8 protein-coding genes are annotated in these 12,132 nt (G+C 53.7%); 1 reads left to right on the top strand and 7 read right to left on the bottom strand.

The features are described from left to right. Positions 1-213 precede the first annotated feature (213 nt). From AAFO92_RS22360 to AAFO92_RS22330, 7 genes are all read right to left on the bottom strand, one after another. On the bottom strand, positions 214-2,310 hold the full coding sequence (locus AAFO92_RS22360) for a hypothetical protein (protein WP_347539145.1): 2,097 nt from the start codon (positions 2,308-2,310) through the stop codon (positions 214-216). Then, entirely contained in the window at positions 2,297-3,988 is a 1,692-nt protein-coding gene (locus AAFO92_RS22355; RefSeq protein ID WP_347539144.1) for a hypothetical protein, read from the bottom strand. Before AAFO92_RS22355 ends, AAFO92_RS22360 begins: the two co-directional genes overlap by 14 nt. Further along, positions 3,985-5,163, bottom strand: a complete 1,179-nt coding sequence (locus AAFO92_RS22350; RefSeq protein ID WP_347539142.1) for a Fic family protein — start codon at positions 5,161-5,163, stop codon at positions 3,985-3,987. The genes AAFO92_RS22355 and AAFO92_RS22350 overlap by 4 nt, the downstream gene beginning before the upstream one ends. A gap of 193 nt (positions 5,164-5,356) precedes the next feature. Continuing rightward, positions 5,357-6,310, bottom strand: a complete 954-nt coding sequence (locus AAFO92_RS22345) for a hypothetical protein (protein ID WP_347539140.1) — start codon at positions 6,308-6,310, stop codon at positions 5,357-5,359. Between the two features lie 310 nt (positions 6,311-6,620). Continuing rightward, positions 6,621-7,328 (bottom strand): hypothetical protein, encoded by a 708-nt coding sequence (locus tag AAFO92_RS22340; protein WP_347539138.1) that lies wholly within the window; start codon positions 7,326-7,328, stop codon positions 6,621-6,623. 199 nt (positions 7,329-7,527) lie between these two features. Then, positions 7,528-8,625 carry a hypothetical protein gene (locus AAFO92_RS22335; protein ID WP_347539136.1) on the bottom strand — a complete coding sequence of 366 codons (1,098 nt, stop codon included), beginning with the start codon at positions 8,623-8,625 and terminating at the stop codon, positions 7,528-7,530. Between the two features lie 146 nt (positions 8,626-8,771). Further along, complete coding sequence (locus tag AAFO92_RS22330) at positions 8,772-9,926, bottom strand: helix-turn-helix transcriptional regulator (RefSeq protein WP_347539134.1); 1,155 nt, start codon at positions 9,924-9,926, stop codon at positions 8,772-8,774. A 469-nt stretch (positions 9,927-10,395) separates the two neighbouring features. Between AAFO92_RS22330 and AAFO92_RS22325 the strand changes: the two genes are divergently transcribed. Continuing rightward, entirely contained in the window at positions 10,396-11,967 is a 1,572-nt protein-coding gene (locus AAFO92_RS22325) for a 5'-nucleotidase C-terminal domain-containing protein (protein WP_347539132.1), read from the top strand. Positions 11,968-12,132: the final 165 nt, after the last annotated feature.

Here is a 12,132-nt window from a genome sequence, read left to right as displayed (position 1 = left end):
AGCTCAAGCCACTGGTGCCCGTCGCCGGATAACCAGTCGGGCTGGCGGTGGATTGCCTCTTCAAATCAATTCGATAGCCAAAGCACGAGCGCCGTATACAACGAGTTTTTCAACGGAATCGGCGGGAAGCTGCCGTTCGCTGCGGTGGCGAAATCGATAGCTATTCCACGATGAAGCAGACATCCGACACGTAAAACGACAGGAGAGTCACGATTACCCACTTGCGAACCGAGAAACTTCTGTCTCCGACCAGGCGACAAGATCACCGTCGCTCTCGGCGCGCCGATACGCCAATTTCGCCATCCAATCCCGTGATCGTTCATTCGGGTGATCATGAGACAAGTCTTTCAGAGCAACATATGTGTCCTCACCAGGGATCTCAGAAAGTAGACTAAAAATTGCATTTCGACCGTCTTGCGCATCGTCACGGAGGCCGGGTGAATAGACACCGGTGTTTGCTCGGTCGATGTCATCCGAAGCGCGAATGTAGCGATGCATCAGAACGTAGAGTCTTTTGAGGATGGAAGCCGACCGGTAGCTACCGATAGCGGGTCCCCTACCGGCGCCGTGGCGTCCACCCATCAGCGCTGTGACAAAGAGTTGAGCTGATTTTGACGCCTCCGCGTCATCTTGACTCTCCAGCCAGGTCTCCAGCGCCCGTATGCCTGCCTCGGCATCTGCGTCTACCCAAAGGGCATAGAGATTTGGATTGTTTTCGGAGTCTATTCCACGCTCAATCCGCGTTCGCGCCAGATCAGCCAAACGATCACCGGACGCACCGCCGCTTCGCAATATGTGAAGCGCATAACGAAGTGTGTCTGAGTGTAGAGGCCCAGAATTCTCAAGCTTGCTGACAACATGCTCAACTAGTGAACTGTGAAGCCAGGGTGCGTGGTACACGATGTCATGCAAGACATGATGGGGCGTGGACTCAGCATTCGAGTTCTCAAATTCCCAACGAATTTCTGGCAACAGGGCATCTACGACAAGATCACCTCGAACTCTCTGAGCTGTCTCTAGCCACGTTGGAAAACCATTTAATTCCCATGTTGTATAGCGCAAAGCGTGTTTGAATTCAGCTTCAGGAAGACTGGCAAAGAATCCTTCTGTTTCACGAGCTTCGATTTCGAGCCCAACAAGCCCAAAAATTAGAGCGTATGGAATGCCATTCGATTCCGAGCCCTCGGACTTCAATTCCGGTTTGTAGATCCTCCAATGCTCAATCGCCGCATCACGGTACGCCCGAGCGACCGCCTCGCCAAACTCTGGGATCAATGCCTTCCAGTTGGCCCCTCCACGGCGATCAGTTCTAAGTCCATCTTTCTCAATCTCCGACATCAACCAAAGATGATCATAGGTGATCTCGCCAGGCTCACGTCCATCTAGGTTTCGAATCCGCTCTGGATTGGATTGAAGTTGTCCTATCCAGCCCGCTCTGTTCTCGGCTTGCTTCTTACGTTTGCGCTCATATTTCTTCTGCCGTTTACGTTCCCTTCGCTCGAATGCTTCTGCGTCTTTTGACTTCTGGGCATTCAGCAGATCCCCCAAACGTGCCGATAGCGACGCATCGTCTCCGATGGCTGATTGAAGGGCATTCAGCGACGAAGCTTTCAAACCATTTGTTCTGTAGATGCGATAGGCCAGCGAAACCGAAATCAATCGATCGTCTTCTTCTGGCCGTCCGGTGATGAATCCCAACACCCGCTCAAAATCGTCGGCTCGGAAACTCCAGAAGTGGCCCAAGTACTGCACGGGCCAGTCATCTGTCAGTTTCTCGCCCTTCTCTGCCAATGGGCGGCGGGCGGCTTCCACGCTCCTCCAAAACAACGCATCGTTAAGCTCTGGCCATCTTGCCAAGCGGTCCGCCAGCCCGTCTTTCCGGTCCCTGAATTCGACGTCCTGCCAAAATCTGGCGGCAGGTACCTTTAACATGATTGCTATTGATGCTGGCGCGAACGCGGCTTCAGAGCGTTGTGAAACGAGGCGTTCGACAGCATGCAACGCTGGCGCCAACAGCCATGCAAACTCCTTTGACACCCGGCATTCTCTGCGTTCAGCGAATGGCGGGCGATCAAGAAAGTTGTTCAACCCCTCCAACAGAATTGCAAGTGGACCATCTGTACCGTCCCTTTCAGCCGGCAGGCGTTCGATTAGATGGTCGATTGCATCGGTCAGGCCGCTCGCTTGAAATCTTTCATATGGCGGAAGGATCTCCATCGACGACAGGAGACGCCGCACGCTTGCTAAATCAGGCTCACAGCTCTGGAGGATTTCTGCGAGCAGTCGTCGATCCAGCTTAGTTGTCTCCATTGGTTGCCTCCAAGAGCGAGTCCCACAAGGTGTCTTGTTGTTCCCTGGAACCAGTTGTGAACACAGCACGAGCGGCCGCGATGCGGGCGTAAACTCCCCGCGATTTGTTTCGAGCGATATCTAAGAGCAAAGGAATGCAGTCGGTCATACTACCCTGCCAAACCAAGCGCCCCAAAAAGAACAAGGCCTCGTCGTTCTCGTCGTGCCGGGCGATCAGTTTCGCAACATCTGATGACAGGTCAGCTTGCGCAATACGAGCGATCGCATCATTGTCGCGCGCTCCACGATCATCCTCCCCTTGTGCAATTTGCTCGACGATGCTGTGGAGAAGACTTCTACGTTCTTCGACTGGAAGGCTGGCGACATCTCCACCCTCGACTGCGATTTCCGGGCGAATGGCGGTTGCCTCCAGACGAAATCGGTCATCAAGCAGCACCAACCACGGCAGTATCGGGCGAAATCGAGGAGTTAGTATTCGTTCCCCGTACTTCTCCCTGATTAGCATCGCCTCGACATCTGCTCTCCGGTCCGGGTTTGCCAATCCCTCTGCAAACCATTCGGCGGCCAAGAGTTCGCGGATGTCTCGATGCCTAAATCTGACCACACCATAAACAGCGTCGGTGAAAAGTGTGCACTGGAGCAACGCCATGACAGCCTCACGGGGCCAATCCGGCAGCACCTTCAATGGGTCAAAACCGCGTTTGGTTCTTTCTGATCCCGGAACGGAGACTTCGGCTTTGCCCGTCAGAATCACTGCAGCTGCGACGCGGCGAATACCTTCGGAAAGTTTGCCTTGATCGACCGGAGCAGTAGAAAAATCGATTTCATCGAGCCGGGCGGAGATACTGTGCTTGAGATAGCCGAGTCGTCCGCCCAACTGACGCTCGGACCGCCATTTTGCGAGAATTCCGAGCAGATCGAACGGCCGGGCCGATAGGTTGGATAAGCCCGATCTTCTGATCTCCTGCATCATTTCCTCGATGTTGGTCGCCCCTAAATGAGCGGCAAACATCCTGATGTCATCGTCATCGAGGTCGTCGAGGAGGACGACCTCTACAGAACTGGGCGGCTTGCTCGGATCAGACGTGTCCGGCGCAACGATGCCCTCAAGCCCCTCTTCTTCAAGCTCTTCGGCTTCGGGAGGGGTGTACGGGAAAAGTTGGTCCAAGAGTTCCCGATCCGTTCGGGCCCGCCACGCGTAGCTTCGGCTCGAAATGATGATGTACGCGCGATCTCCTGCATCCGCTATTCGCGCTGCGAAGGCCTTCATTGCATCTTCGAATGCCAACGGGTCATGAAGTAAGGCTTCGTCTACGGAATCGAGAAAGAACCAAGCGTCTTCGTTTGACTCGAGCCATGCCTCAAAGCGTTGAGCTTTTCCAACGTCGAATGACGACTCGAACGCTGAGCCTATGTTCTCGATCCTGATAAAGAACGCGTATCTACCGCGCTCTTCGGCATATCGGGCGCGCGTGAGCATTTCGTAGGTTTTGCCGGCGCCCGCATCAGCGATGATTACGCAGCGCCGTTTTTCTTCAATCACCTCCCAACCAACACTACTTCTATTGAAAAAGAAGTCTGGGTGAATGGCTTCCGGGTCACCTTCCTCATCCGACGACGGCGAGAATGTCTTTGAAAAGCGTCTCACCAAGGGAACAATTGGTCCGATTCCGTTCATGGCGCGCCTCCCGGTGAGTTGGGATAGAGGAGCGGGAACCAACGCTCGACTGCGTCCGTCGGAAACGCGAGCCGAAGGGGCGCGCGATGGTTGGCAGCAACGAGCATTCCACGTTTCGTGAGCGCCGATGTGACCTTGCGGGCAGCACGCTCTTCATAGTTCGTAAGCATAGGGATCTGTGCGCGTTCCACTTGACCAGCGAGTGCGGCTTCTCGCAGGACCATATAGCTTCCCCGTTCCAACCTCTTCGCCCGAACTTCTTCCTCGATATGGATTTCCATGCGGCGCAGAAGTTCGGAAGGGTCAAGAAGCCCTTCCATGAATGCAACTTGGTCAATCGAGCGCTCGAGAAAGAAGCGACAGAACGAGAGCAATCCAGATTGAGTGAGATTTCCACGTCCGTCGCGGTCACCATGTCGAGGGTGATCCGCGGCCACTAACCGCGACTTATACTCCGCCTCTTCTCTTGCGAGACCGCGGGCAACTGACCATAGACTCGTCCCGATCCCGAGCCGTTTTAGAAGTGCGTGCGACATCAAACGCGCAACACGACCATTCCCATCGAGAAACGGATGAATCCATAGGAAGCGATGGTGAACGGCTCCCACGGACTGGATTTGGCGCAGTCGGCTCAGCGGAGGGGAGCCGTACGCACGGTCGAAACGTACGAGAAAACGCGGCACATCCTCGTTAGGAGGCGGTACGTGCCGGCCAACTTCGACATCGACCCTTCGTAGTTGACCAGGAACGACTTGGTGCCTTTCACCGGTGCTCTCGTTCTCTACCCACAGCATGTCATCAGGTAAGCGTTCGCAGAACTCCTTGTGAAGCCAACGAGCGTACGCCGCAGTCGCCGGCCAGACTGCTGGATCGCGGCCTTCATCAATCATCTTCTGGACGTGGATATGTGCGACGGCCTCTAGTTGCAGATCTCGCTTCTTCGGTTCGCTTGAGAAGTCGTCCGCCAGCGCGCGTTCGATGTCGCGAGGATGCGTATTGTGACCTTCTATCAGGTTCGAATAGTAGCAGTTCATTGAACGCACGAGATCACCGACTGAGTTTTGCAGTATCGGGTGAATGCGCTTCGCGAGTCCGCTGGCGGCCTCCACGAGCTGGAGCGCGCTGTCTTCAAGCGACTGGAGAGCCACCTCTTCGGGCAGCATCGGTTCCATCATCGTAACATCCATGGCGGGAAACATGCCGGTTTTTGTGCCGGATGTCCATTAATTAAAACAACGGGTTAATGTTACGAAATCGGCCGTCTTGTGCCGCTTAAAATGCCGCTACCTTCGACTGGATTTCGAGTCGGGATATAGTTCCGCCAACGCAGTTCGATAAAAATCAGTCTTGACCGAGCATCAGCGCAACTTAAGAGGACACCTTCTTCGTTAGCTCGCTGCTGAGCTCCTCGATCAGGTCGGCAAACTCTCGTACCCCTGAATCTTGGATTAGAATGCGTTGCCCTACCGCATACGTCTTGTCGCCGCTTCGATCGATGTAGTCCTGATCTACGATTCCCTGCTGATGCGCGAGAAGATGGCGCTGCTGGAAGTAAACCTTGAGATGGTCAAGTTTGGTCGGGCCAATCAGATCAACGTAGGCATGCCCAATCTCGGCCCTCCATAAGTCCGACCCTGCATCGAGGTTCTGAAAGGCATTTCGGCGGGCCGTCTTTCCGCTCTGACGTTCATATAGCTGCTCGTTCAACCTCTGGAACGACATTACCGTGTCTTGGACAGCCTTCTCCAGAAGCGTTCGGATCATCACCTCGGCCTCATCAGGACCGAGCGTGTTCCGCAGGGTTTCCCCAAGTCCTGCCGCGGTGCGGATGGAGTTCAAGGTTTGCGCGAATGTATGGCTTGCAGAGTTCGCCCCACAGCTTGGGCAAAAGTATGCAGCGCCAATATAGGAATAGCGGCAACCGCAGCTCTCACAGGCGGTACGAAGCCGCATCGGGTCCGCTGCTGCTACTGGCACAAGCACGGCATCACGTCCACCTTTCACGTCAAGAGTGATGCTCAGGAAGGAATTGCGGTTTTGGCGGCGTTTCGACGCCGCCGCGTCCGCTCTCATCGCCTTGTTCATAGAGTTGGTGATCGTGCCTACCGCGTAGTCTCGAGCAGCCTCAACCTGTGCCCTGGGATACCACGACTTAGCATGAGCTGTATGCCCGCAGGATGGACAGAACACCTCCTCGTCTCGAATAATGCTCGACCAGTCGTCACTATGGATCTTGAAGAGGAAAAGGCATGGCTCGGAAGGGCATTCCTTGTCCAGATATCCTTCGGAATCAGGCTCTATGGGGACGGAAATCTCTTTCATCCGCCCAAGCCTTTCTAGTTCACGCTGTAAATTTTTGAACATCTGATACACAATATGCGGTATTTCGCATTCATCAGCTATAGCAGATGTCGATGTGGGACATCTAGATGGCCCGCGAACCATCCTGGCTGCGGCGCCTTGTGTCCCAATTTTCAGATGCTGGTAGATTTCGCTCGGGCAGCGAATGTCAGCAAAGCCGACGCAAATGCAGCAACCGACCTCAGCGCTCAAAGTCTCCTTTATGGGCCGACAATTTCTCAGCAATGATCCAATTCAAAACCGAAGTAGCAACTAAAGCCGGATTCGTAGCTCAAGCCCGATCAAGAATGCGCGCTGGAGTTCCTACTTCGTGGTGGTGCCACACTTCAATATCAGCGGGCAGTTCGCCCAATGCTGCCGGCAATTCTGGACCAAAGACCAAATATAGAGCTCTTCGATAGCCTATGGTGTCGCAAAATTCCCGCAAGGTTGCCATGTCTTTCTGAACACCCTGGGGCTGTGCCTGCTGGGACTTGATCTCCATAACTGCGAAATTCTGGTCCATGTGACCGGGCGAATGAACGAGAAGATCCGGGATGGCTTGACGAGCCTCGAGCTCTTCAAAAATTGGATGAGCTCGTTTGTCCACTTCACCTGTCAGAATGAGTGGACAGCCTTCAGGCCAGCGAAGCCGCATTTGGTGATATAGCTCGTAGCAGTAAACACGCTCTCGCCATACTGGTGGACCGCCGAAGATCGGCAAATGAAAATAGGGGGCAGATATGGCGGCGGTGGCGTCCTCAAGTATCTGATTTAGCTGATCCATTGCTCTCGTTTTCCTTAGGCGCCTGCAAACATGGCCACACTGCAGGATTGCGCGGAATGGTTTTTGTTTCAATTGAATGTGGCCTGTTTGTTCTAGCCAGCCCTTTTCTGCAACGATGCCGGTTTCCGGCTCGGGTCCAAGGTACTTCCACCTATCTTCATTTTTATGCCGTTTCCGCAGATGCAGCGAACGGCTGGTTTGGTGAAGCTGCACTGCGGCGTAGCCTGACCCGATGAATGACTGGTAAGGGCCGCCCGTGAAAATCGCTACGACGTTGTAGTTGACCCATGCTGCGTCGGCTCTGATGATTGGTAAGAGCCCATTTTACCGGATGCTGCATGATGATCGAATGGCTGCTACAATCTAGCAAGTCAGCAAAGTTGTTTCATCGCGCATGCCGGACTGTACAGGCTCAGTAATCACCGATGCAATGGACAACGTGGAAGGTGTGGCTACATACCCCGCCGGTAACCGTTGCTACGTGTTTCCAGCCGTCAAGAACTAACCCGCCTCGCTGACGCTGACAAACACCGTTCATGAAATGGTCGTTGTCTACGTCAGTTCCGCACGGATTTTTGGAATGGGCATTGAAGGCTGCAGGATTGTCTCCTGTGTAAACGATCCGCATAGCTCGGTTCCCCCATCTGTTACGTAATTGCTGTATTCTCTGGGCTTTTGCACCGATATCGGAATTAGCGGCGTGGAGTTTTTCAACGACTTCTGCGTGAGCAACTTTCGCTTGTGATGCTGTTTGAAATCCAAAGAGTTTGTCGGGCGGCATCAAAACCGTATAGGGACCAAATGACGTACCTATTTGAACCGGCGCCATTGGATAGTAAGTATCCTCTCCGTCATCTTTTGCTTTGCGTACGCACGTGATCGTGAAATTGTGCGTTCCAATCGGGATTTGCACCGATCCATGGATCTTTCGCGAAGTCTGATCTTCAGAGAAACTGGCGCTTGTGCACTCAACACGGTCTTGATCGTACTCTACGGTGTCAAGCGTTCCTTGGCTGTGGCCATCCGCAAATTTGCCTGTGAAGATAACCGATCTCGGGGGTGCTGACTCGTGGGTAATGGTTAGGCCCGTCTTGTTTTCTAGCTCGATACACTGATTGAAGTTTGAAAGCGCGTCGAGCGCTACCACTCGATCGAAATTGTATTCTGCGCCGAAGGCGTAATTCTGTTCTTTTCCGAGTTTGCAAAACTCCTTCAGATCATTTGAACTGAAGTTGCCGTCACCTTTGATTCCAACGGGGATACCCTTGATCGGAAATGAGAGCGCAGCGCTGGATGTCCATTCACGTGTTTCGCCGGATGCGCTGCAATAGAGGTTAAAAAGATAACTGCGTTCAGTGGCGAGTGTTTGCGATTCCGAAACATCCGCGACGGCGTTTCGGTAAACGGCTACGCATGCCGACTCAGCCAGTGCTGGTGTTGAGGAACACGCGATTGCCGACAGAGACAACGATGCTAAGCAGACTGATGTAACCATAAAATTCAAACGCATAGTGAATACCTCCTTTTCAAGAAAGCTCTTATTCGCTTTCAGTGGCAGTCAAAGTGCCGAAAAGGCTAGTAGTCGCGCTCTTCTTGTTCATGATCCAAATGGATCATGACACCTTGATAATGGGAAGCCAGAAAAATCTCTTTACGTCAAGCAACCGGAGGTAAAACACGAAGGATAAGCCGTATCAGCTCGATCCGACTCCCTACACCTGCCTTGGAAAGCACTGCCGAAACCTGGTTTTTGGCAGTTGTCGGACTTGTGCCACGTCTCTCTGCAATCTCAGCAATGCTCGCGCCGTCAGCAATCCAGCGGCACACTTCGGTTTCGGCTTGCGTCAACCCATAGAGTTTCGTGAACCGGTCCAACCTAAGATAAGGAATGCGTTCGGGATCGATTATGGTGATAAGCGCCCCTTCCAGCCCTTGTTCCAACTCGGCTTTGCTGTCACTGACTGGCCCGATATCCAAGAGGAACGGTGCTAGGCCTGATGGCCGAGTTATCGAAATTAGGGACTCATGTCGGTTGGACTGACCCTTCGCCGTGTTGCCCACTTCGAGGATATGGGTGCGAACTTTACTATTTATATCGGGGTCAGAGGTTACGATTGTTCCGTCCCTAGCCAGAGCAATGCCGTCCCTTAGGTCCAGAATTCTTTTCGCTTCAGTGTTCTTGACGATGATTTGTCCATCCGGCAACGCAATACCGATCCCCGCCTGCACTCGATCTAAGGCTGAAAGCGCCGCCTTATATCTCGCTTTCAGAAGAGTGAAAACGCGACCAATTTCTAGCGCTTTTGTAAGATGCGGCAGCAAGACTCGTGATCTTTCACTAGCAGAAGGTGGGACTTCATGCTCCCGCTGATCGAACCCTATGCTCATGGCGTCGAACCAAACGGAATCTGCATTCAGACGCACCCCAAGGCGCCGAGCAACGCCTGTTCGTTTTCTTAGAAATGCGTAGTCTTTGCGGGCGTCAAGGGCCTCTGCAGAAAGTCCAGTTTTCACATCTGGAATTGGTTGGTGTGCAGGTTGATCTCGGAGAAAATTCCAATCCCGGTTCTGCATCCTCGAAAGCAAAGCGCCATAGTACCATCCTGCTGGTGTGCGAGAAAAGTCCAGATAAACACTGGACATCATCGTTAAGTCTTTTGCTCCAGCATTTTTGCCGCGAATAACTAAAGCAACTGCCTTTGCTTCTACCGCAGAAGCAGTTGCATCCAACGCTCTGCGCCAGTTGCCTGGGTTGACCGCAGTGTCATATATCAGTTCGAGCGCCTGATATCCCCTAGCATCCAGTTCCATGCCGTACCTCTAAAACTAGAGTTGCCTTAGCAAATACAGCTTAAACCAGTGCTCGCTTTTGTGCACCGATAGATTCCTGAACAGTTCTTCGAAGGTGCTGTTACCACGGATGGAGAAGTTATGCTTCCGGACGCGCCGTAGTTGAAGCAGTCGTTGGTGCAACAGCAGTGAACTCACCCTTTGTCCCGCAAGTGTTGAATTGGCATTCCTCAAATGCTGCGCTACGCACGAACGGCAGCAATGCGGGCTGCGGACGCAGCATCAAGACTCCTAGCTGAGTGACCGGTTTGGGCCGTCTACACCGCTCTGTAAACGAATGTGAGGGGCGCATATCGTGGCGCAGGGAACATCTGGTCTAAACCCTTGGTTGAAACTGTTGTAATCTAGACCAACATCAGCCCGTTGCGCGGGTCAGGGTCGCGCCAGGGGATCATTTTTGGCCCAACATAGTCACCAACTGGAGGTCGCAATGTTCAAACTTTTCGCTTCTGCTATCGCTACCACGGTTCTGACCGGTTCCGCGCACGCCGAATTCAATCTGCACATTCTGCATACCAACGACATTCACAGCCGAATTGAAGCGATTAACAAGTACGACAGTACATGCGACGCCGAAGGGGAAGCCGCCGGCGAGTGTTTTGGAGGTGTTGCCCGCCTCAAGGCCGCGATAGACGCCAAGCGCTCCGAGTTGGGAGAGACCGTGGTTGTGCTGGATACCGGTGACCCGTTCCAGGGCTCCCTTTTCTACACCACGTACAAGGGTGCAGCAGAGGCCGAATTCATGGAAGCGATCGGTTATGACGCGATGGCCGTTGGCAACCACGAATTCGATGACGGCCCAGAAGGTCTGGCTGGCTTTATCGATGGCGTGAGTTTTCCAGTCGTGTCGGGGAATATTGATGTATCGCAATCCAATGTTCTGGCTGGCAAGGTGATGGATCACATCGTTGTCGAGGTGGCAGGCGAAAAGATCGGCATCGTCTCCGCTCTTGCGGTAGATACGGTCGAGACTTCCAGCCCCGGCCCCTCAGTGGTTTTTCATGACGAGATCGAGAGCCTAAAGGCGGATGTCGCTGCCTTGGAGGCCGCGGGCATAACAAAGATCATCGCCTTGACTCATGTCGGGCTGCCCAAGGATCTGGATATTGCCGCCCAGGTGCCTGGCATCGACGTCATTATTGGCGGCCACAGCCACACCTTGATGAGCAATGATGATGACACTACCCCGGCCTATCCCACGATGGTTGACGGCACGCCGGTGGCGCAAGCCTATGCCTATTCAAAATACCTCGGTCACCTGACGGTCACCTTCGACGATGCCGGCAATGTCACCGCCGTAACCGGCGACCCAATCTTGCTTGACGCTTCGGTCGCGCCTGACACAGCCGTTCTGGCTCGGGTGACCGAGATGGGTGCGCCGATCGAAAAACTGAAGGCCCGGGTTGTGTCGGACAGCGCTGCGGTGATCGACGGATCGCGTGAGATGTGTCGGGCGATGGAATGCCCGATGGGCAACCTGGTCGCCGAAGCCATGCTGGACCGCGTGAAGGATCAGGGCATACAGATCGCAATTCAGAATGGGGGCGGCCTACGCGCATCTATAGATGCCGGCAAAGTGACAATGGGAGAAGTGCTGACGGTTCTGCCGTTTCAAAACACGGTGGCCACATTCCAGTTGACAGGTTCCGACATCATCGCGGCCCTTGAGAATGGGGTTAGCAAGATTGATGAGGGTGCGGGTCGGTTCCCGCAAGTTGCGGGCCTCAAATACAGCTTCGATGCGACAGCAGAGACTGGCAAGCGGATTTCAGACGTTTTGGTAAAAGAGGGTGACGCATTCGTGCCGCTCGACGAGGCAAAAGTGTATGGCGTGGTGTCGAACAATTACATGCGCAGCGGCGGGGACGGCTACGACGTGTTCGAAACAAAAGCGATGAATGCCTACGATTTCGGTCCTGGGCTTGAAACGGTCGTCGCGGATTACCTGGCGGCCAACCAGCCCTACCAACCCTTCACAGACGGGCGTATCACCGCAAAATAGTGACCCTTTGGAAGATGGTTAAAACTCTGACAGCATGTAGCGAACGGCAAGAATGATGGGCCGCTCCGCAGCATGGCGACCATGTCATGGATGTCTCCTTTGGGTCGGGCTTCTCAACAACAGATTAAACTACGGTTCGTTAATGAATTGCCTTTAGAAAGTAGA

It is taken from the genome of Roseovarius sp. CAU 1744, from assembly GCF_039839345.1.
GTDB lineage: Bacteria > Pseudomonadota > Alphaproteobacteria > Rhodobacterales > Rhodobacteraceae > Roseovarius.
The sequence above is the reverse complement of the archived record's forward strand: the minus strand, read 5'-3'. Positions and strand labels throughout refer to the sequence as shown.